Genomic DNA, 19,502 nt, shown 5'->3' on the forward strand with positions numbered 1-19,502 from the left:
AGGGCACCTTATTAACGCCTCGTGTATAGGAAGGGCCCCTTGTTAACAGAGCACGCCGGCGCTGCAGCCGTCAGCCCCGGTTCTGCAGCCAACGGGGCAGGTCGGACTGACCTCGCTCGGTGGTCGGGCGACGCTCGTCGAGCGGGCTGCGCTCGACCGGACGGCGGGGATCGCCGACCAGAGCGCGGCTGGGGGCGGTGAAGGACTCGGCCGGTTCGCCGTCGACCGCCGTGGCGATGATCCGGGCGACGGCCTCGATCACCCGGGCCTGCACGGCGGAGCCGACCAGGTCGGTGGGGTCGTCCGGGTTGGCGGCGATGCCGGCGACCGCGACCTGCGGGGTGAAGCCGACGAAGGTTTCCGTGGCGGCCTGCTCGGAGCTGCCGGTCTTGCCGGCCACCGGGCGGCCTTCGAGGATGCGATTGACCGCCGTGGCCGTACCACCGTTGCACTGCCCGAACGCCGACTGCTGGCCGACCGGGCAGCGCGCCGCGTCGGTGGCGGCCCGGGCCACGTCCGGGTCGAGCACCTGCCGGCAGGAGGGGTCGCCGACCGGCAGCCGCTGCCCGTCCGGCGCGGTCACCGACACCACCGGCACCGGCACGCAGTACGTGCCCTCGGCGGCCACGGTGGCGTACGCGTTGGCCAGGTCCAGCGGGGTGGTGGCGGACACGCCGAGAGTGAAGGCCCCCCAGTTGGCCGCGTTGTTCTCGGCGAAGCGCGCGTCGGCCTCGGCCCGGAAGGTGATGCCCAGCCGCTGGGCCATCTCGACCACCTTGTCCTGGCCGACCTGCTCGGCCAGCCAGACGAAGTACGTGTTGACCGAGCGGCCGAAGCCGTCCCACATCATCCGGTAGCCGTCCATCCACTGCGGGTTGGCGTTCGCCGGGCACCACTGGCCGCCGCAGCTGCTGTCGTCGGTGCCGGCGGCGTACCGGGTGGGCAGCCGGCTGGGGGCGTCGAACCCGGTCGACAGGGTACGGCCGGACTCCAGCGCGGCGAGCATGGTGAACAGCTTGAACGTCGAGCCGGCCTGGTATCCGGCGACGCTGCCGCCACCGGAGATCAGCGGGTTGACGGTGTTCGGGTAGTTGGCCTGCCCGTCCGGGTTGTCGTCGAGGCTGTAGTGCCGGTTGACCGCCATCGCGAGCACCCGACCGGTGCCCGGTTCGACCGCGGCGATCGGCACCGCGCGCTTGTTGTCGTACCCGTAGATGCTTGTGGCCTGCTGCTGCGCGGTCTTCTGGAGCTGCGGGTCGAGGGTGGTGACCACGCTGTAGCCGCCCCGGCGCAGCGCCTGCTCGCGTTCGGCGACGGTGTCGCCGAACGCGGGCTGTTCCATCCACCAGCGGCGCAGGTAGTCGCAGAAGAAGCCCCACCCGTCGCGGGAGCTGACCGTGGCCGCGCAGCCGTTGGCCTGCTCGCTGGGGTCCAGCTTCACCTTCTCGGCCTTCGCGCTCCTCGCCTGCTCCGCGGTGATCGCCCCGGTCGCGACCATGGAATCCAACACGTACGCCCGCCGGGTCAGCGCCGCGTCGGCGTCACCGTCGATCGGGCTGTACGCCTCCGGCGCCTGCACCAGGCCGGCGAGCAGCGCCGCCTCGGCGAGGGTCAGGTCGGCCGGGGCCTTGGAGAAGTAGCGCTGGCTGGCGGCGGAGATGCCGTACGCCCCGGAACCGAAGTACGCGATGTTGAGGTAGCGGTTGAGGATCTCGTCCTTGCCGAGGCGCTGTTCCAGCGCGTTGGCGTACCGGATCTCCTGGACCTTGCGCCCGATGGTCTGCTCGGTGGCCGCGGCCCGTTCCTCGGCGGTGCGGTTCGGGTCGGTCTTGAGCACGTTGCGCACGTACTGCATGGTCAGCGTCGAGCCACCCTGCTCGGTGCCGGAGGTGACGTTGCTGACCAGGGCCCGGAACATGCCACGCAGGTCGACGCCACCGTGGTCGTAGAAGCGGCGGTCCTCGGCGGCCACGATCGCCTGCCGCATCACCGGCGCGATCTCCGCAAGCGTCACGTCGGTGCGGTTGACGTCGTAGAACGTGGTGATCAACGTCTTGCCGTCGTTGGCGTAGAGGTAGGAACGTTGCGGGGTGGCCGGGGTCCGCAGCGCGTCCGGCAGCGCGGCGTAGTTACCGAGCGCGGCCCGGGCGGCGAAGCCGAACACCAGGTTGACCGGCAGTACGGCGACCGCCAGCACGAGTCCGGCGAGCACGCCGGTCAGCAGCACGGTGAACAGCCGCGACAGCGGCGTAGGGGTGGCCATGGTCACCAGGATTGCCGCGAATGCCACCTTCCGACCACCCGTACGCGGTGGTTGTCAGCCAATTCACCGCCATTTGCCAGCCGCTTGTGCGCTGGTCAGCGCTGTTGCGGCCGGCAACCCGGACACCACCGCCCGGCTCGGCACGACGGGAACGCCAAGCGACGCAGGGGACGCCAGGGACGGCGCGGCCGGAAGGGTGGTCCGGCCGCGCCCCACAGGCAGACGGGTCGGGTCAGGCCGCGCCGAGTGGGCCGGCGCCGCCGGGGCCGAGCGGGCCGGGTGGGCCGGCCGTGGCCACGCTGGCGCTGGCCGCGTCGTTGAGGATCTCCCGGGGCATCAGCCGGCCGGAACGGTACGCGATGCCGATGCCGGCGATCAGTACGAAGATCGCGCCGAAGGTCTGCAGGGAGCCGATCAGCGCACCGCCGAGGCCCAGCAGCGGACTGGCGATCATCAGCATGGTGCCGTCGCCGATGCTGAACATGCCTGATCGAGCCACCGCCCAGCCGGTGAGCAGCCAGCCCAGGCTGTAGCAGGTCGCGCCGACCAGCACCAGGGTCCGGGCGGTGGTGCCGAAGACGGGTGTCTGTTCGGCCAGCCCGGCGAACGGCAGCATCAACACCGTGCCGGCGATGCTGACCAGCAGCCCGGCCACGGCGGGATGGCGGCTGCGGGTGGCGGCGAGCAGGCCGGTCAGACCGAGCAGGGCCAGCAGGCCGAGCCAGACCGCGGCCACCCAGCCGATCAGATACAGCGCCCGACCGTCGGCCGGGTACGGGTCGTTGCCGACGCCACCGTCGCTGGCCATCGCGACCAGGCCGTAGAGGATCGCGTACGCCGGCAGCAGCCAGACCGCGGCGCGGGCCAGCCGGCGCAGTGACCACGCCCAACTGGCGTTGGTGGCGGGCCCGGGCGCGGCGGGCTCGTCGATGAAGGGCAGTACGCCGAAGCCGCCGCCGGTCCGCCGGGTGCCCAACGGGCCCTGGGGGTCGTGCCTGCCCGGCACCTCCGGCGCGGACCACAAGCGGCGCAGCGGTTCCATGCCTCACCTCGCTCATCCACGGGCATTCCCTGGGGCGCAGGAAAAAGCGCCCCGGTGCCTGACCAGACCGGCCCTAGGACCGATGGTGGCAAACACCGGAGCGCCTCATGAGGCTTTCTCGCATTACTGTCGGGCGGAGATCGACTCCGTTACGCCGAAACGGCGGAGTCAAGGTCGGCCGGACCGCGCCGTTACGGCGAAACGGCGGGATCGACGCCGGCCGGACAGCGGCGAAACGGCGGGCGCGCCCGTGAGGGTGGGCGCGCCCGCCGGTTGGTGGATCAGCCGCGCTCGCGCTGGTCGGCCGGGTCGTTGAGCAGGCTGGTCGGCGAGACCGGCTCCGGCGCGGGCAGCCCCTGCGGGGCCTTGCCGCCGGTGGCCTGCGCCTCGGCCACCCGTACCTCGTTGTGGATCTCCTGGGCTGCCGCGGCGGCGGCCTGGGCCGCCTCGGCGGCCTCGCGCTCGACGGCGCTTGCGTCGTCGGAGGCCTTCGGGCTCGGCGCGTCGCCGACCATCTGGCTCAGCCCGCCGAGTGCGCCGCCCATGCCCTCCAGGGCCTTGGTCAGCTCGGCCGGCACGATCCACACCTTGTTGGCGGTGCCGTTGGCGATCTGCGGCAGGGCCTGGAGGTACTGGTAGGCGAGCACCTTCTGGCTCGGGTTGGCGGTGTGGATCGCGTCGAAGACGGTACGGATCGCCTTGGCCTGACCCTCGGCCTGCAGGATCCGGGCCTGCCGGTCACCGTCGGCGCGCAGCACCGCGGCCTGCTTCTCACCCTCGGCGGTGAGGATCTGCGACTGCTTGTGCCCCTCGGCGTTGAGGATCGCGGCACGGCGGTCCCGCTCGGCGCGCATCTGCTTCTCCATCGAGTCGCGGATGCTCGGCGGCGGCTCGATCGCCTTGATCTCCACCCGGGTCACCTTGATGCCCCACCGGCCGGTGGTCTCGTCCAGTACGCCGGACAGGTGCCGGTTGATCTCCTCGCGGCTGGTCAGCGCGCGCTCCAGGTCCAGCGAGCCGATCACGTTACGCAGCGTGGTGACGGTGAGCTGCTCGATGGCCTGGAGGAAGTTGGAGATCTCGTAGGTGGCCCGAACCGAGTCCACCACCTTGAAGTAGAGGACGGTGTCGATCGAGACGACCAGGTTGTCCGAGGTGATCACCGGCTGGGGCGGGAAGCTGACCACCTGCTCCCGCATGTCGACCTTGGTACGCACCGAGTCGATGAACGGTACGAGCAGGTTCAGACCCGGGTTCAGCGTGCGCTTGTAGCGACCCAGCCGCTCGACCACGTCCTGGCGCTGCTGCGGAACGATCCGCAGCGCCTTCGCCAGGGTGATCACCGAAATCAGCGCGATACCTATCAACAGGACGGGGAATACGAATTCCATCCGTTCACCTCTCCGCTTCGGGTAGCTCAGCGGGCGTCGCAACATCCCGCCAGACCAGGGCTACCGCTCCCTTGACCTGAATAACCTGCACCCGTTCGCCGGGGACCAAAACCTGGGTGGCGTCGTAGGCGCGAGCGCTCCACACCTCGCCGTCGATCTTCACCATGCCCTTGTCGGAGTCGACCTGCTCCAACACCAGGGCGGTGGAGCCCTCGATCGCCTCGATGCCGAACGCGGTGTCGCCGCTCTCCATCGCCGACTGTTTGTGTCGCTGGATGACCGGCCGCGCGGCGAGCACGGTCAGCGCCGACACGGCGGCGAAGACCACCGCCTGCACCGCCACCGGAGCACCGAGCGCGGCGGCGCCGGCAGCGGCGAACGCACCGACCGCGAACATGATCAGAAACAGGGTCGCCGTGAAGATCTCAGCGACCGCCAGCACCACGCCCAGCACGATCCAGAACACGGCATCCATAACACGATCGTGACATGACAATGCACGTGTCATCGAATTGACATGATCGTAAGCTCCCGGTCACCACTATCCGAGGGAGAAAGATGTCTCTGCGTCCCGAAACCACCCGACAGGTCGACGCCGTGGTGGCCGACGCCCAGGCGGCCGGTCACGTTCCGTCGTTGATTCTCGGTGTGGTGCGCGACGGCACGCTGGCCCACGTGACCGCCGCCGGCAGCAACCCGGCACCCGATGCCGATCTCCAGTTCCGGATCGGTTCGATCACCAAAACGATGACCGCGGTGCTGATCATGCAGGAACGCGACGCCGGTCGGCTGGCCCTGGACGACCCGCTGCGACGGCATCTGCCGGAGGCCGACGCGGCAGGGCCGGTCACCCTACGGCAGTTGCTCGGGCACATCAGCGGTCTCCAGCGGGAACCGGACGGACCGTGGTGGGAACGCAACGCCGGCGTCGACCTGCCCACCCTGCTGGCCGGGTTCTCCGCCGCGAAGATCGCCTACCCGCCGCACCGCACGTTCCACTACTCCAACCTGGCGTACGGGTTGCTGGGCGGGGCGCTGGAACGGATCACGAAAACGCCGTGGGCGCAGCTGCTGTCCGAGCGGATCCTCGACCCGCTGGGCATGAACCGCACCACGTACGCGGCCACCGCACCGTTCGCCCCCGGCTACGTGGTGCACCCGTGGCACGACACGCTGCGGGAGGAGCCGCGTGCGGACACCGGCGCGATGGCACCGGCCGGGCAGCTCTGGTCCACCGTCGCGGACCTGGCCCGCTGGGCGGCCTTCCTCGCCGAGCCCGATCCGGCCGTGCTCGCCCCGGAGACCGTCGACGAGATGTGCGTCCCGATGGCGATGATCGACCCGGACTCCTGGCGGGCCGGACCGGGACTGGGCCTGGCGCTGCACCGCGAGGGCGAGCGGGTGTACACCGGACATGGCGGCTCGATGCCCGGTTACCTCGCCGTGCTGGAGGTGCACCGGCCCAGTCGTACCGGGGTCGTCGGCTTCACCAACGCGTACTCCTTCCGCAGCGGCGGTCTCGGCACGCTCGGCCGGCAGCTGCTCACCCAGGTCCTGGATGCCGAACCGATGCCGGCCCGGCCGTGGCGCCCGGTCGACGCACCGCCCCCGGCCGACGTGGCCGCCCTCACCGGCCGCTGGTGGTGGATGGGCCTTCCGCTCGATGTCACCTGGGACGCCGCGACCGGCGAGCTGCTCGGGACCATGCCAGGTGATCCGGTCAGCCACTTCGTCCCGCAAGGTCCGGACCGGTGGCGGGCCGTCCGCGGCGAGGAGAACGGCGAGGTGCTGGCCGTGCTCCGCGACGACAACGGCACCCCGGTGGCGCTGGACATCGCCACCTTCGTCTTCACCCGCTCCCCCGACGACGCGCCGTGACCGGTCCCGACCCGGCGACCGGGGCCGGCACGGCACGCGGGTCGGGGCCGGCCGGTCGGGTCGGGTGGCTCAGGGCGCGGTGGAGCGGACCACGACGGCGTCGGGGATCGGCGGGGCCGGTTCCGGTGGGCGGCGGGCCAGGCGACGCACGGCCGTGTTGAGCACGGCGATCAACGGTACGGCCACCAGCGCGCCGACGATGCCGTCGAGCACCACACCGGCGGTCACCGCCAGCACCACCGGCAGCGGATGCAGGGCCACCGCCCTGCCCATGATCCAGGGCTGGAGGACGTTGCCCTCCACCTGCTGCACCACGATCACCGCACCGAGAATGGCCAGCGCGGTGACCCAGCCGCTGTCGACCAGGGCGACCAGCACCGCCACCGCGCCGGACAGGGTGGCACCGACGATCGGGATGAACGCGCCGAGGAACACCAACGCGGCCAGCGGGAAGGCGAATGGCACGTCGAACAGCACGAGCGCGATGCCGATGCCCAGCGCGTCGATGAAGGCCACCAGCACCGTGGCCCGGACGTACGCCACCAGGGTCAGCCAGGAGGCCCGACCGGCGTCGTCGGTCCGCCAACGGGCGGCGACCGGGAGCATCCCGACCAGGAACCGCCAGATCCGGTCACCGTCACGCAGGAAGAAGAACATGGCGAAGAGCACCAGCAGGGTGCCGGTGAACACCTCGACCACCGTGCCGGCGGTGTTGATCGCTCCGCTGGTCAACGACTGACTGTTCTCGTTGATCCACTTCTGCCCGGCCTCGACGTACCCGTTGAGCTGACCGTCGGAGAGCCCGAGCGGGCCGTCGCGCAGCCAGTCCTGGATCTGCCCGATGCCGGCCGCGGCCCGTACGCTCAGATCCGGCAGACCGACGATGAACTGGTTGACCACAAGCGTCAGCGTGCCGACCACCGCGCCGAGCCCGCTGATCAGCACCACGGCGGTGGCCAGGGACCGGGGAACGCGCAGGCGCAGCAGCCAACCCACGGCCGGCGCCAGCAACGCGGTGAGCAGCAGGGCGACCAGCAGCGGGACGATGACGATGCGAATGGCACCCATGAAGCGCAACAGCGCCCAGCCGACGACCCCGATCACGATCAGGCGCCACGACCAGGCGGCGGCGATCCGGAGCGCCTTCGGCACGTCGGAGTCGTCGCGGCTGGTCGTCGAGCCGCCACCGTCGACGGGCGGTTCCGGTCGCCAGGGCAGCGGGTCGGGCCGGGCTTCCTCCGCCCGGATCGCGGCCCGTTCGCGCTGCCGCTCGCGGGCGGCGCGGACCGACTCACGCCCCGCCTGGAACGCCTGACGCACCCGCCGTCGCGGCTGCTCGAACCGACTCAACCGGCACCCCCGGGGAATGGTAGGGATCAGGCGGTACACCGTAGCGCTCCGCTGCCAGAACCGGGACATGCGCACCCGGGGCGGCGGGCCGCGGTACGTGGACGGCGGTGGGCGGTCGACGTAGGAGTACGCCGCGAGTGACCGGGATCAGGCCGGCTCGGTGACGAAGTCGATCAATCGTTCCATGGCGTTGATCAGGGGGGTCTCCACCTCGGCGTAGGTGTTCACCCGGGACAGGATGTGCCGCCACATGTCGGCGGGCTCGGCGACGCCCAGCGCCGCGCAGACGCCTTCCTTCCACGGCCGCCCCGGCGGCACCACCGGCCACGCCCGGATGCCCAGGGCCGCCGGTTTCACCGCCTGCCACACGTCGACGTACGGGTGCCCGGTGACGAGCACGTGCGGCGAGGTCACCCGGGCCACGATCCGGCTCTCCTTCGAGCCGGGCACCAGATGGTCGACCAGGACACCGAGCCGCCGGTGCGGCGCCGGCCCGAACTCGCGTACCGCGGCGTCCAGGTCGTCGATGCCCTCCAACGGCTCCACCACCACGCCCTCGATGCGCAGGTCGTCGCCCCAGATCCGTTCGACCAGGGCGGCGTCGTGCACACCCTCCACCCAGATCCGGCTGGCCCGGGCGACACGGGCACGTACCCCGTCCACCGCGATCGAACCCGAAGCGGTACGCCGGCGCGCGGCCGGCACCGGCGCCGGGGCGGGCCGGCGCAGGGTGACCGGCCGACCGTCGAGCAGGAACGCGGCCGGACGCAGCGGGAAGTTGCGCCGCTTACCGTGCCGGTCCTCCAGCACGACCGCACCGGACTCGAAGCCCACCACCGCGCCACAGAAGCCCGAATCGGCGTCCTCGACCACCAGGTCGGTCTCGGCGTCGACCTCCGGAATCACCGTCCGACGCCGCCAGTTCCCCGCCAACACGTCCTCGCCATACCGCCGCCCCATCCCTCGCACGCTAGTCCCACCACCCCCACCCCACACCTCGACCCGCCGCCCAACCCCCACCCCAGGGATCGTCGATCTTGCAGAAATTGTCGCCGCGAAAGGTGCATAGCGGATGTAAAGGCGACCAGAACTGCAAGATCGACGGCGTGGAGGGGCGGCGAAGGGCGGGTGGGTGGGTGGGGGTGGGGCGCGGCAGCCGAGACAGGGGCGGGCGTGAGCACGTACTCTTTCGGCATGTCCACCCCCGCTGCGGGTGCGGCCATCCTCGCGCCGCGCCGGTCGAGCCGGTTCGTTGCCTGGGTGCGCGCATGGCGCGCCGGGCTGGTGCCCTTTGACGAGGTCGCCGACGAAGTCGCCGGTGACGAGGAGCACCACGTCGCCGACGCGCCCGGCACCTGGACGGACGTGCCGCTGCGGGAGGCCCTACCCACCCTGGCCAAGCTCTCGCCGGACGAGATCCGGTTGGTGCTGCCGGCACCGGGCGATCCTCGTGGCCTGCCCGGTCCGGGTGACTTCGCCGGGGCCGCCCTGCTCGCCGGTGAGGCGGTCGTCGCCGGCGCGATGGGTCTGATCCCCGAGGTACGGGTGCACACCTCCGGCTCCGGGGACACCTTCGAGACGGTGCTCTGGCGGGTCTACCCGCTGCCGGCGAACGCCCCGGCCGCTTCGCTCACCCTGCCCGGCGCTGCCGAGGCGGAGGCGGAGCTGGCCGCTGCGCTGGCCGACACGACGGCGGCGCTGACCCGACTCGACGTCGCCCAGTGGCGTCCCGAGCTGGCCGGCGCCCTGGAGGCGTTGCGCCGCCCGGACGGCACCACCGACCTGCCGCCCGGCTTCGACCCGCGGGCCCGTCGGCTGTTCGCCCGGGCCGCCGTACTCGACCGGGTGCTCGCCCTGGCCGGGCACGCCGCGCCCGGCGGCGCGGTCAACAACTACGAGGCCCAGCAGCGCGACGCCGCCCTGCGCCCGCTGACCACCGCCTGCCGCCAGGCGCTCGTCGCCGCCTGCAACGCCCCGCTACGCCCGTAGGCTCGTCGCCGCTACGTCCGCTACGTCCGTAGGCTCGTCGCCGCCGGCAACGTCCCGCTGCGTCCGTAGTCAGGAAGGGTCGATGGTCTGCGACGCGTCGGGCACCGGCGGCGGGTCCGACACGGCAGCGGTGGTGGTGGCGGTGCCCTGCTGGGCGGTGAGGAGCCCGAGCAGGCGCAGGTTGTCGTGTGACGGGCTGCCGGGGTCGGTGTGGTAGAGGAACAGCGTCTGCTCCGGGTCGCCCGGTAGCGACAGCGCCTCGAAGCGCAGGGTGATCGGGCCGACGGCCGGATGCATCATCCGCTTCACACCGTACGTGCGCTCGTGCACCTGATGCCCGTTCCACCAGCGACGGAAGTGGGCACTCTTGATGGTCAACTCGCCGACGAGTTCGTTCAGCCGGACGTCGTCGGGGTTGCGGCCGGCGTAGAGGCGCAGCGTTCCGACCACCTCGGCGGCCACTGTCGACCAGTCGAGGAACGCGTCCCGCGCGGCCGGGTCGAGGAAGATCCAGCGGGTGTAGTTGCGGTGCCGAGGTGGCAGCTGGGTCCAGTCGGTGAGCAGGGCCCGGGCCAGAGTGTTCGAGGCGAGTACGTCGGTGCGACGCCCGAGGACCAGGGCCGGCTGGTCGGTCATCGAGGCGATCAGCTGCTGCATCGCCGGCCGCACCCGCTGGGTGGGCGGTGGTGCGGTGCCGCGCCGTGCCGGACGGGCCAGGTCGGCCAGGTGGGCGCGTCCGACCGCGTCGAGCCGGTAGACCCGCGCGAGGGCGTCGAGGACGGCTTCCGAAGGGCTGCTGTGACGTCCCTGCTCCAGCCGGGTGTAGTAGTCGACGCTCACCCCGACGAGCGCGGCCACCTCCTCCCGGCGCAGGCCGCGAACCCGTCGGCCGGACTGCGAGTCAGGTAGGCCGGCGTCCGCCGGGCTCAGATCGGCCCGGCACTTCCGCAGGAAATCACCTAGTTCCGTGCGTCGCCTCATCAGCCAATGATCTGTCGTCCGGGCGCCCACCGGCAGGTGTTGGGTGGGCATGCCGTTCCCTGGTACGGCTGGGCCTGACTCGCCGTGGTGGCGACCGCCGTTGCGCCGAAACATTGAGCATGTTCCCGCAACGACCCACACAAGGAGCACGACATGGCCTCCGCCACCCGCCCGGTCACCTGGTTCGTCACCGGTGCCTCCCAAGGGCTGGGCCTCGAACTGGTACGGCAACTGCTGGGCCGGGGCGACAACGTCGCCGCCACCACCCGCTCGACCGAGCGTCTGCTGACCGCCCTCGGCCCCGCCGCCGGCGAGCGGCTGCTGCCCCTCGGCGTCGACCTCGGCGACGAGCAGGCCGTCAACGTGGCGGTACGCGCCACCACCGACCGCTTCGGCGGCATCGACGTGGTGGTCAACAACGCCGGCTACGGCTTTCTCGGCGCGGTCGAGGAAGCCTCCGACGCCGAGGTGCGGCAGATGTTCGAGGTGCAGATCTTCGGCACCTGGAACGTGCTGCGCGCGGTCCTGCCCGGAATGCGCGCCGCCCGCCGTGGCCACATCATCAACGTCTCGTCGATCCTGGGGCTGACCGCCTTCCCCGGCTGGGGCCTGTACTGCTCGGCCAAGTACGCGCTGGAGGGTCTGTCGGACTCGCTCGCGGCGGAGGTGGCCGACCTCGGCATCAAGGTGAACGTGGTCGAGCCGGGTTACACCCGCACGAACTTCCTGCGTACGTCGTCGCTGGGGTTGCCCCGGGCGACCGCGAGCGGTTACGAGGCGATCCGCGAGATGACCGAGGCGCACCTGGCCATGCCGGGCACCCAACTCGGCGACCCGGTCAAGGCGGCCGCCGCCATCATCACGGTCGCCGACACGGGCGAGGCACCCCTGCACCAACTGCTCGGCTCCGACTCGTACGGCCTGGCCAGGAACCGCGTCGAGGCCCTGACCAGCGACATCGAGGCCGGTCGCGACCTTGCCTTCAGCACCGACATCACGCAGAGCTGACTGCTCGTCGCAGTGGTGGCCGGCCGGCTCCCGTCCCGTGGACCCGGCCGGCCGCCGCGTTCACCCCGGACGCGACGGCAAACGGGCGGCAGGTACGGCACCACGGCCGCGCTGCTGCCCGCCGCCGAACAACGCAGCCTGCCCGGCGTACCGGCGGCCACCGGGGCCCCGGTCGTCGCCGGCTTTCTCCGCCGCGACCCGGCGCAGCACTGACGCCTGCGACTGACGCCCGTCGCGTCAGATCTCGTCGATCAGGTCGGCCACCGAGTTGACGATGCGCGACGGCCGGTACGGGTAGCGTTCCGCCTCCGTGCGGGTGCTGATGCCGGTCAGCACCAGGATGGTCTCCAACCCGGCCTCCAGGCCGCAGAGGATGTCGGTGTCCATCCGGTCGCCGATCATCGCGGTGCTCTCCGAGTGCGCGTCGATGGTGTTCAACGCCGAGCGCATCATCATCGGGTTGGGCTTGCCGACGAAGTACGGCTCCACCCCGGTCGCCTTCGAGATCATCGCGGCCACCGAGCCGGCGGCCGGCAGGGCACCCTCCACCGACGGGCCGGTGGCGTCGGGGTTGGTGCAGATGAACCGCGCCCCGTCGTTGATCAGCCGGATCGCCTTGGTGATCGCCTCGAAGCTGTAGGTGCGGGTCTCCCCCAGCACCACATAGTCGGGCGCGAAGTCGCTGAGCACGTAGCCGACCGCATGCAGCGCCGTGGTCAGTCCGGCCTCCCCGATCACGTACGCGGTGCCGCCCGGCCGCTGATCGGCCAGGAACTGGGCGGTGGCCAGCGCGGAGGACCAGATCGCCTGCTCCGGCACGTCCAGACCCATCCGGGCGAGGCGGGCCCGGAGGTCACGCGGGGTGTAGATGGAGTTGTTGGTCAGCACCAGGAACGGCTTGCCGGAGGCACGCATCCGCTTGATGAACTCCGGGGCGCCCGGCACCGGCTGGCCCTCGTGCACCAGCACACCGTCCATGTCGGTGAGCCAACTCTCGACGGGTTTACGGTCATGCATGCTCGTCTCCGCAGGGATGTCGGGGGGTGGTCGCCAGGGCCGGTCAGGACGGACGGCGGGGCGGGACGCAACAGACCGAGGGGCAGCTGTCCCACATCGGCAGCTCGCCGAGGCGGCGACGCCTGTCGACCCCGGCCGGGTCGATGCGTTCCTGCACCAACTCCCGAACCATGGTCACGAAGCGGGGGTCGGTGCCGGGGGTCTGCGCGCGGACGTACTCCAGGCCGAGCCGCGTGGCCGTGTCCCGCGCCTCGGTGTCGAGGTCCCAGATCACCTCGAGGTGGTCGGAGACGAAGCCGATCGGGCTGACCACCACGGCGGTGACGCCCTTCGCGGCGAGGGCGGTCAGGTGATCGTTGATGTCCGGCTCCAGCCACGGCACGTGCGGCGGCCCGGAGCGGCTCTGCCACACCAGGTCGTAGGGCAGGTCGGAGGCGGCGGCCGTGTGCACCAGCCGGGCCGTCTCGGCGAGCTGCGCGGTGTACCGGCCGCCGTGCGGGCCGGCGCTGTCCGCCATCGACACGGGTACGGAGTGTGCGGTGAAGACCAGTCGGGTGTGGTCCCGGCGGGTCAGGTCGAGCTGGCTCAGCGCTGCCCGTACCGCGTCGACGTGCGGCTCGACGAAGCCGGGATGGTCCCAGAACTGGCGGATCTTCTCGATCACCGGCGCGTCCGGACCGACCGCGGCTCGGGCGGCGGTGATGTCCTCCTGGTACTGCCGGCACGAGGAGTACCCGCCGAAGGCGCTGGTGACGAAGGCCAACGCCCGCCGTACGCCGTCGTCGCGCATCTGCGCGAAGGTGTCGGCGAGCATCGGGTGCCAGTTCCGGTTGCCCCAGTACACCGGCAGGTCGAGACCGTGGGCGGCGAAGTCGGCGCGGATCGCGGCGAGCAGGTCCCGGCACTGCTGATTGATCGGGGAGACGCCGCCGAAGTGCCGGTAGTGCTCGGCCACCTCGGCCAGGCGCTGCGGCGGGATGCCCCGCCCCCGGGTCACGTTCTGCAGGAAGGGCAGCACGTCGTCGGGCCCTTCCGGGCCGCCGAAGGACACCAGCACCACCGCGTCGTACGCCATGGTCCCATTCTTGCCCCTGCCGGGCGGCGACCCGGCAACGCCCCCGGTCCCGGCCGTTAAGAGGGGCCCCCTGCTCTACCGCAGGCGTTAACAGGGGGCCCTTCCTTACACCTACGCGCCGATGGCGTGATAGCCCCCGTCGACGTGCACGATCTCGCCGGTGGTGGCGGGGAACCAGTCCGACAGCAGCGCCAGGCAGGCCCGCGCGGCCGGTTCCTGGTCGGTGAGGTTCCAGCCCAGCGGGGCCCGCTCGGACCAGGCGTCCTCGAACTGCTCGAAGCCGGGGATCGACTTGGCGGCCATCGTCCGCAGCGGCCCGGCGGCGACCAGGTTGCTGCGGATGCCCTGCTTGCCCAGGTGCAGGGCGAGGTAGCGGGAGGCGGACTCCAGGCCGGCCTTGGCCACACCCATCCAGTCGTACACCGGCCAGGCCTGGGTGGCGTCGAAGGTCAACCCGACCACCGCACCGCCCGGCGACATCAGCGGCAGCGCCGCGGTGGCGAGCGACTTGTAGGAGTACGTGGAGACGTGCAGCGCGGTGGCCACGTCCTCCCAGGAGGCGTCGAGGAACCCACCACCGAGGCAGCTCTGCGGGGCGAACCCGATCGAGTGCACCACCCCGTCGAGGCCGTCGACGTGCTCACGGACGGAGTCGGCGAGCCCGGCGAGGTGTTCCGGGTTGGTCACATCCAGCTCGATCACGGGCGCCGTCTCGGGCAGCCGCTTGGCGATCCGCTCCACAAGCGAAAGCCGGCCGAACCCGGTCAGCACGACCTGGGCGCCGTTCTCCTGAGCGAGCTTGGCCACCGAGAAGGCGATGGAGGCGTCGGTGATGACGCCGCTGACGAGCAGCCGCTTACCGGCCAGCAGTCCGGACATTATGCTCATTCCTCCGTACTCACGTTCAGTGGCCCGCTCGGTTCTCGGTGGCCTGCTCGGCTCAGTGACCCATGCCCATGCCGCCGTCGACCGGGATGACCGCGCCGGAGATGTAACCGGCGCTGTCGCCGGCCAGCCAGGTGACGACCGCGGCGACTTCCTCCGGGCTGGCCATCCGACCCGCCGGGATGGACTTGAGGATCTCCGCCCTACGCTCGTCGGAGAGTACGGCGGTCATGTCGGTCTCGATGAAGCCGGGCGCGACGACGTTGGCGGTGATGTTGCGGGTGCCCAGCTCGCGGGTGATCGAGCGGGCAACTCCGACCAGGCCGGCCTTGCTGGCCGCGTAGTTGACCTGGCCGGGGCCGCCGGAGAGGCCGACCACCGACGAAATGAAGATCATGCGACCCCACTTGGCCCGCAGCATCTTCGACGACGCCCGCTTGGCGCAGCGGTAAGCTCCGGTCAGGTTGGTGTCCAGCACCCGGGTGAACTGCTCCTCGGACATCCGCAGCAGCAGCGTGTCGTCGGTGATGCCGGCGTTGGCGACCAGCACCTCCACCGGGCCGAACTCCGCCTCCACGGCAGCGAACGCCGCGTCGACCGACTCGCTGTCGGTGACGTCGCAACGTACGCCGAAGATCCCGTCGGGCGCTCCGCTGCCCCGATGCGTGATCGCCACCCGGTCACCCTGCTTGGCGAAGGCCTGCGCGATGGCCAGACCGATGCCGCGGTTGCCGCCGGTGACCAAGACAGTTCGAGACACGTACGTCCCCTCCAAAGATCGCTGCGGGTTGGAGACTAGGCGCTACCGCACAGTAATCGCTAACCCGACCCACGTCACCGCACGTACGGTGATCACTTCCGCCTCGGACGACGGACGGTGTCGACGAACGTTCATCCCGCCGTCCGACCGCGGGTCGGCCGGATGCGCCCGCTTCGATCGCGGGTGTACGCTGACTCCCGTTTGCGGGTCGTACGCGGCCCGTATCGCCCGGACTGAGCCGACTCCAGGAGGTGATCGCTGTGCCAGATAGCGATCCTCCCAGTCGTGGCCGGGCCGACCGCCAGTCACGCTGAGTGTCACTCCGCCTGAGCTGGCCCGCTCCCCGCGCATCCCGCCACCGCCCTCCGGCCCACAAGCCGGGGTGGTCGATCCTGCGGGTGCCAACCGGAAGCCCCCCGGTCACGACTTCGTGTGTGTGCGTCCCCGATTCACTCCTCGCCGGCCCACCCGCGTCCCGGGCCGACGAACCGCTCACCCCGGAGCCTGTCATGAGCCGCTACGTCGCCCCGCTGGGTTTCACCCTCGCCGCCGTCTGGGTTGCCGTCCTCTTCGTCCTCGCCAGCGGCAACCACTGACCACCCACGCTCGTCGTCAGCCGAACCCGTGGGAGTCGTCGCCGCGCAGGCAGGGCCGGGGGCAGAGGGTGGGGTCAGAGCATGCGGGAGGACCAGAGGAGGCTGGTGGCGCCGGCGCAGAGGGCGAGCAGCAGCGCGATGCCCGCGTACCACTGGGTGATCTCGCGGGCTTCGGTGCGGAAGCCGATCGAGCTGCCCATGTCCTGGTACACCTGCTTCAGCTCGCTCACCGAGGCGGCCTCGTAGAAGTAGCCCTCGGTCGTCTCGGCCAGTGCGGCGAGCGCCATCCGGTCCACCGGTACCCGTTGCAGTTGTCCGCCGATGGCGACGTGCCCGGCGTCGGTGCCGAACGCGATGGTGGAGACCGGCACGTTCGCCGCCTGCGCCGCGGCGGCGGCCTCCTCCACCGACCGGCCGGCCGTGCGGAAGCCGTCGGAGAGCAGCACGATCCGGGCCGGCGGGATGCCGGCCGCGCCGTCGGCCGGGACCGACCGGATCGCCTCCAGGCAGGTGAAGACCGCCTCACCGGTCGCCGTCGCCTCGGCCAGCACCAGGCCGTCGATCGCGTTGGTCACCGCCGGACGGTCCTTGGTCGGCGGCACCAGCACGTTCGCCGACTTGGCGAACGAGACCAGGCCCACGTTGTACGTCTCGGGCAGTTCCCGGACGAACTGTTTGGCCGCCTCCTGGGCCCCTTCCAGCCGGGTCGGCGGCACGTCGTCGGCCTGCATCGACAGTGACACGTCGATGGCCAGCATGATGGTGGCGCGTTCCAGCGGTTCCCGGGTGTCCATCGCCGGGCGGGCCAGGGCGCCGGCCAGCACCAGCAGGGCGAGCAGGAACGCGGTCGCCGGCACGTGCCGGCGCCAGCCCAGCCCCTTCGGCGCCACGGTACGCAGCAGGTCCACGTTGGTGAACCGCATCGCGTACTCGCGGCGGCGCAGCTGACGCCAGACGTAGAGGGCGGCCAGGGCGAGCACCGGCAGTACGGCCAGCAGCCACCACGGTTGGAGCAGTCGGATCATCGTGTCGTCCCCCGGGTACGCGCGTGCCGTTGCGCGGCGACGAAGCGCACCATGTCCAGCAGCCAGTCTCGGTCCGTACGCAGTCGTAGGTGTGCGGCACCGGCGGCCCGCATCGCGGCGGAGATCTCCGCCCGTTGGGCGGCTGCCGCAGCCGCGTACCGGTGCCGCAGGCTCGGGTCGGCGGTCTGCACCTCGTGCAGTTGCCCGGTCTCCGGGTCGACGACCGGCAGCACCCCGACGTCGGGCAGTTCCAGTTCGCGCGGGTCGACCACCTCGATCGCCAGCACGTCGTGGCGTACCCGCAGCTTGCGCAGCGGGCGGGCCCACTGGGTCGGCGGGGCGAGGAAATCGGAGATGACCACCGCGACGCCACGCCGTCGGGGTGGGCGGTTGAGCATGTCCACAAGCGCGCCGAGGTCGCTGCGGCCGGGTCGGCTCTCGGTGGCGGCGATGGCGCGCAGCATGCCCTGCGCCTCCTTGCGCCCGGAGCGGGCCGGCATCCGGACCAGCCGCCCGGGCCCGACCGGCGCGGGTGCCGACCGGCGACCCCGGCGCGGCGCGGGCACCTCGTCGCCGCTGCCGACCACCGCGCCGATGCGGTTGCCGCCGCGTACGGTCAGATGGGTGATGGCCGCCGCCGCGGCGATCACCACGTCCCGCTTGAGCCATCGTCCGGTGCCGAAGTCCAGGCTCGCCGACAGGTCCACCGCCAGCCAGGTCTCCAGTTCCCGGTCGGCCACCGTACGCCGCACGTGCGGGGTGGTGGTGCGGGCGGTGACCGGCCAGTCCATCCGGCGTACGTCGTCGCCGGGGCGGTACTCCCGCGACTCCCCCGCCTCGCTGCCCGGCCCGGGCAGCAGGCCGGCGTAGTCGCCCTGCAACAGGCCGTCGAGCTTACGGGTGACGAGCAGTTGCAGCCGGGACAGCACCGCGCCGGAGCGGTTGTCCGTCGCGTCGGGTGCGCGTTGCCGGTGGCCGGCGGGAGGGGTGGTGGAGGTCACGGCCGCTGCCCGGGCCACCCCGAGGTCGGTGCCACCGCTGCCGGTGGCGTCGGGGTCGCCTGCTGCCGGGGCGCCACGGACGGCATCGGGATGGTCGACATCACCCGGTGCACCACGTGGTCGGCCGGCACGTCGTCGGCGAGCGCGTCGTAGCTGAGCACCAACCGGTGCCGCAGGATGTCCGGCGCGATGTCCTGCACGTCCTGCGGCAGGGCGTAGTCCCGGCCGCGCAGCAGGGCCAGCGCCCGGGTCGCCCGGACCAGCCCGAGCGAGGCCCGTGGGCTGGCACCGTACTGGATCAGTTGCGCCACGTCGGGCATGCCGTGCTCCGCAGGCGTACGCGTGGCCAGCACCAGCCGCACCGCGTAGTCGACAAGCGCGTTGTGTACGAACACCTGGTCGGCCTTGTTCTGCAGGGCGATCAGGTCGTCGGTGTCGAACACGGCGGTGGGCTCGGGTGGCGCGACACCCATCCGGTAGACGATCTCCCGCTCCTCGGCGTCGGTCGGATAACCCACGACGATCTTCATGAGGAAGCGGTCCCGCTGCGCCTCCGGCAGCGGGTAGACCCCCTCCTGCTCGATCGGGTTCTGCGTCGCCATCACCAGGAACGGGTTCGGCACCCGGTGGCTCTCCCCGCCGATGGAGACCTGCCGCTCGCTCATCACCTCCAGCAGCGCCGACTGCACCTTGGCCGGTGCCCGGTTGATCTCGTCGGCGAGCAGGAAGTTGACGAAGACCGGGCCCAGCTCGACGTCGAACTTCTCGCTGGACTGCCGGTAGATCCGGGTACCCATGATGTCGGCCGGCACCAGGTCCGGGGTGAACTGCACCCGGGCGAACGAGCCACCGACGACCTTGGCCAGGGTTTCCACCGCGAGCGTCTTGGCCACCCCCGGCACGCCCTCCAGCAGGCAGTGCCCCCGGGCGAGCAGGGCCACGAACATCCGCTCCACCATCCGGTCCTGCCCGACGATCACCCGTTTGATCTCGAACAGGGCCCGCTCCAGCAGGCCCGCGTCCTGCGCCGGGGTGGTCGGCGCGCCGGGCGTCTGCGGCTGGGTCCCGTTCGGTGTCGGGGCGTCGGGCGTGGTCGGCTGGGCCACCGGTCCTCCACAGCATGAATCGGTCGTCGCGGCGTGTGCGCTACCAAGCCTCGCATGCCCGACTCGGTACGGACGGCGGGAGCGACCGATTTTCGCCACGCCGTCCGCCGCCACGCCAATCGCCGATCACCAGTG

18 protein-coding genes are annotated in these 19,502 nt (G+C 71.5%); 4 read left to right on the plus strand and 14 right to left on the minus strand.

The window, feature by feature from the left end:
- Positions 1-70: 70 nt before the first annotated feature.
- The 4 genes from VAB18032_RS20710 to VAB18032_RS20725 all read right to left on the minus strand — a co-directional run bounded on the left by VAB18032_RS20710 (position 71) and on the right by VAB18032_RS20725 (position 5,171).
- The gene (locus VAB18032_RS20710; RefSeq protein ID WP_043725208.1) at positions 71-2,263 is read right to left on the minus strand and encodes a transglycosylase domain-containing protein; all 2,193 of its coding nucleotides are present in this window, start codon (positions 2,261-2,263) and stop codon (positions 71-73) included.
- 232 nt (positions 2,264-2,495) lie between these two features.
- The gene (locus VAB18032_RS20715; RefSeq protein ID WP_013734867.1) at positions 2,496-3,305 is read right to left on the minus strand and encodes a hypothetical protein; all 810 of its coding nucleotides are present in this window, start codon (positions 3,303-3,305) and stop codon (positions 2,496-2,498) included.
- Between the two features lie 281 nt (positions 3,306-3,586).
- Positions 3,587-4,696, minus strand: coding sequence for an SPFH domain-containing protein (locus VAB18032_RS20720; RefSeq protein WP_013734868.1), 1,110 nt, complete (start codon positions 4,694-4,696; stop codon positions 3,587-3,589).
- Between the two features lie 4 nt (positions 4,697-4,700).
- Entirely contained in the window at positions 4,701-5,171 is a 471-nt protein-coding gene (locus VAB18032_RS20725) for an NfeD family protein (RefSeq protein WP_013734869.1), read from the minus strand.
- Positions 5,172-5,254: 83 nt separating this feature from the next.
- Between VAB18032_RS20725 and VAB18032_RS20730 the strand changes: the two genes are divergently transcribed.
- Positions 5,255-6,574: a serine hydrolase domain-containing protein gene (locus tag VAB18032_RS20730; RefSeq protein WP_013734870.1), complete on the plus strand. Its 1,320-nt coding sequence runs from the start codon at positions 5,255-5,257 to the stop codon at positions 6,572-6,574.
- 69 nt (positions 6,575-6,643) lie between these two features.
- On the opposite strand, the gene VAB18032_RS20735 is transcribed toward VAB18032_RS20730, so the two are convergent.
- Together VAB18032_RS20735 and VAB18032_RS20740 are read right to left on the minus strand one after the other, a co-directional pair.
- The gene (locus tag VAB18032_RS20735) at positions 6,644-7,924 is read right to left on the minus strand and encodes an AI-2E family transporter (RefSeq protein ID WP_043721423.1); all 1,281 of its coding nucleotides are present in this window, start codon (positions 7,922-7,924) and stop codon (positions 6,644-6,646) included.
- A gap of 147 nt (positions 7,925-8,071) precedes the next feature.
- On the minus strand, positions 8,072-8,884 hold the full coding sequence (locus VAB18032_RS20740) for a DUF3097 domain-containing protein (protein WP_043721424.1): 813 nt from the start codon (positions 8,882-8,884) through the stop codon (positions 8,072-8,074).
- 234 nt (positions 8,885-9,118) lie between these two features.
- Here VAB18032_RS20740 and VAB18032_RS20745 point away from each other — a divergent pair, with 234 nt between their 5' ends.
- Complete coding sequence (locus VAB18032_RS20745) at positions 9,119-9,913, plus strand: hypothetical protein (protein WP_013734873.1); 795 nt, start codon at positions 9,119-9,121, stop codon at positions 9,911-9,913.
- Between the two features lie 69 nt (positions 9,914-9,982).
- Here the strand turns inward: VAB18032_RS20745 and VAB18032_RS20750 are convergent, their stop codons facing one another.
- On the minus strand, positions 9,983-10,894 hold the full coding sequence (locus VAB18032_RS20750; RefSeq protein WP_043721434.1) for a helix-turn-helix transcriptional regulator: 912 nt from the start codon (positions 10,892-10,894) through the stop codon (positions 9,983-9,985).
- 153 nt (positions 10,895-11,047) lie between these two features.
- Here VAB18032_RS20750 and VAB18032_RS20755 point away from each other — a divergent pair, with 153 nt between their 5' ends.
- Entirely contained in the window at positions 11,048-11,902 is an 855-nt protein-coding gene (locus tag VAB18032_RS20755; protein ID WP_013734875.1) for an SDR family NAD(P)-dependent oxidoreductase, read from the plus strand.
- Between the two features lie 237 nt (positions 11,903-12,139).
- Here VAB18032_RS20755 and VAB18032_RS20765 read toward each other — a convergent pair whose 3' ends face one another.
- The 4 genes from VAB18032_RS20765 to fabG all read right to left on the minus strand — a co-directional run bounded on the left by VAB18032_RS20765 (position 12,140) and on the right by fabG (position 15,639).
- Positions 12,140-12,919 (minus strand): HAD-IIA family hydrolase, encoded by a 780-nt coding sequence (locus VAB18032_RS20765; protein WP_013734877.1) that lies wholly within the window; start codon positions 12,917-12,919, stop codon positions 12,140-12,142.
- A gap of 43 nt (positions 12,920-12,962) precedes the next feature.
- Entirely contained in the window at positions 12,963-13,994 is a 1,032-nt protein-coding gene (locus VAB18032_RS20770; RefSeq protein ID WP_013734878.1) for a ferrochelatase, read from the minus strand.
- Positions 13,995-14,105: 111 nt separating this feature from the next.
- Positions 14,106-14,873 carry an enoyl-ACP reductase FabI gene (gene fabI, locus VAB18032_RS20775; protein ID WP_013734879.1) on the minus strand — a complete coding sequence of 256 codons (768 nt, stop codon included), beginning with the start codon at positions 14,871-14,873 and terminating at the stop codon, positions 14,106-14,108.
- A gap of 61 nt (positions 14,874-14,934) precedes the next feature.
- Positions 14,935-15,639 (minus strand): 3-oxoacyl-ACP reductase FabG, encoded by a 705-nt coding sequence (gene fabG, locus VAB18032_RS20780; RefSeq protein ID WP_013734880.1) that lies wholly within the window; start codon positions 15,637-15,639, stop codon positions 14,935-14,937.
- A 434-nt stretch (positions 15,640-16,073) separates the two neighbouring features.
- On the opposite strand from fabG, the gene VAB18032_RS32380 reads away from it, so the two are divergent.
- Positions 16,074-16,235: a hypothetical protein gene (locus VAB18032_RS32380; protein WP_013734881.1), complete on the plus strand. Its 162-nt coding sequence runs from the start codon at positions 16,074-16,076 to the stop codon at positions 16,233-16,235.
- 74 nt (positions 16,236-16,309) lie between these two features.
- On the opposite strand, the gene VAB18032_RS20785 is transcribed toward VAB18032_RS32380, so the two are convergent.
- The 3 genes from VAB18032_RS20785 to VAB18032_RS20795 are packed head-to-tail and all read right to left on the minus strand — an operon-like array spanning position 16,310 to position 19,367.
- Entirely contained in the window at positions 16,310-17,260 is a 951-nt protein-coding gene (locus VAB18032_RS20785) for a VWA domain-containing protein (RefSeq protein ID WP_013734882.1), read from the minus strand.
- Positions 17,257-18,279, minus strand: a complete 1,023-nt coding sequence (locus tag VAB18032_RS20790) for a DUF58 domain-containing protein (protein ID WP_013734883.1) — start codon at positions 18,277-18,279, stop codon at positions 17,257-17,259. The genes VAB18032_RS20785 and VAB18032_RS20790 overlap by 4 nt, the downstream gene beginning before the upstream one ends.
- On the minus strand, positions 18,258-19,367 hold the full coding sequence (locus tag VAB18032_RS20795) for an AAA family ATPase (RefSeq protein ID WP_013734884.1): 1,110 nt from the start codon (positions 19,365-19,367) through the stop codon (positions 18,258-18,260). Before VAB18032_RS20795 ends, VAB18032_RS20790 begins: the two co-directional genes overlap by 22 nt.
- Positions 19,368-19,502: the final 135 nt, after the last annotated feature.

This window comes from Micromonospora maris AB-18-032 (assembly GCF_000204155.1).
Taxonomy (GTDB): domain Bacteria; phylum Actinomycetota; class Actinomycetes; order Mycobacteriales; family Micromonosporaceae; genus Micromonospora; species Micromonospora gifhornensis.

Bases quoted from the DNA above. Each gene is read 5' to 3' on its own strand.
- VAB18032_RS20725 (WP_013734869.1), bottom strand. From the start codon at position 5,171: ATGGATGCCGTGTTCTGGATCGTGCTGGGCGTGGTGCTGGCGGTCGCT.
- VAB18032_RS20720 (WP_013734868.1), bottom strand. From the start codon at position 4,696: ATGGAATTCGTATTCCCCGTCCTGTTGATAGGTATCGCGCTGATTTCG.
- VAB18032_RS20785 (WP_013734882.1), bottom strand. From the start codon at position 17,260: ATGATCCGACTGCTCCAACCGTGGTGGCTGCTGGCCGTACTGCCGGTG.
- VAB18032_RS20745 (WP_013734873.1), top strand. From the start codon at position 9,119: ATGTCCACCCCCGCTGCGGGTGCGGCCATCCTCGCGCCGCGCCGGTCG.
- VAB18032_RS20710 (WP_043725208.1), bottom strand. From the start codon at position 2,263: ATGGCCACCCCTACGCCGCTGTCGCGGCTGTTCACCGTGCTGCTGACC.
- VAB18032_RS20750 (WP_043721434.1), bottom strand. From the start codon at position 10,894: ATGAGGCGACGCACGGAACTAGGTGATTTCCTGCGGAAGTGCCGGGCC.
- VAB18032_RS20730 (WP_013734870.1), top strand. From the start codon at position 5,255: ATGTCTCTGCGTCCCGAAACCACCCGACAGGTCGACGCCGTGGTGGCC.
- VAB18032_RS20755 (WP_013734875.1), top strand. From the start codon at position 11,048: ATGGCCTCCGCCACCCGCCCGGTCACCTGGTTCGTCACCGGTGCCTCC.
- fabI (WP_013734879.1), bottom strand. From the start codon at position 14,873: ATGTCCGGACTGCTGGCCGGTAAGCGGCTGCTCGTCAGCGGCGTCATC.
- VAB18032_RS20765 (WP_013734877.1), bottom strand. From the start codon at position 12,919: ATGCATGACCGTAAACCCGTCGAGAGTTGGCTCACCGACATGGACGGT.
- VAB18032_RS20770 (WP_013734878.1), bottom strand. From the start codon at position 13,994: ATGGCGTACGACGCGGTGGTGCTGGTGTCCTTCGGCGGCCCGGAAGGG.
- VAB18032_RS20715 (WP_013734867.1), bottom strand. From the start codon at position 3,305: ATGGAACCGCTGCGCCGCTTGTGGTCCGCGCCGGAGGTGCCGGGCAGG.
- VAB18032_RS20740 (WP_043721424.1), bottom strand. From the start codon at position 8,884: ATGGGGCGGCGGTATGGCGAGGACGTGTTGGCGGGGAACTGGCGGCGT.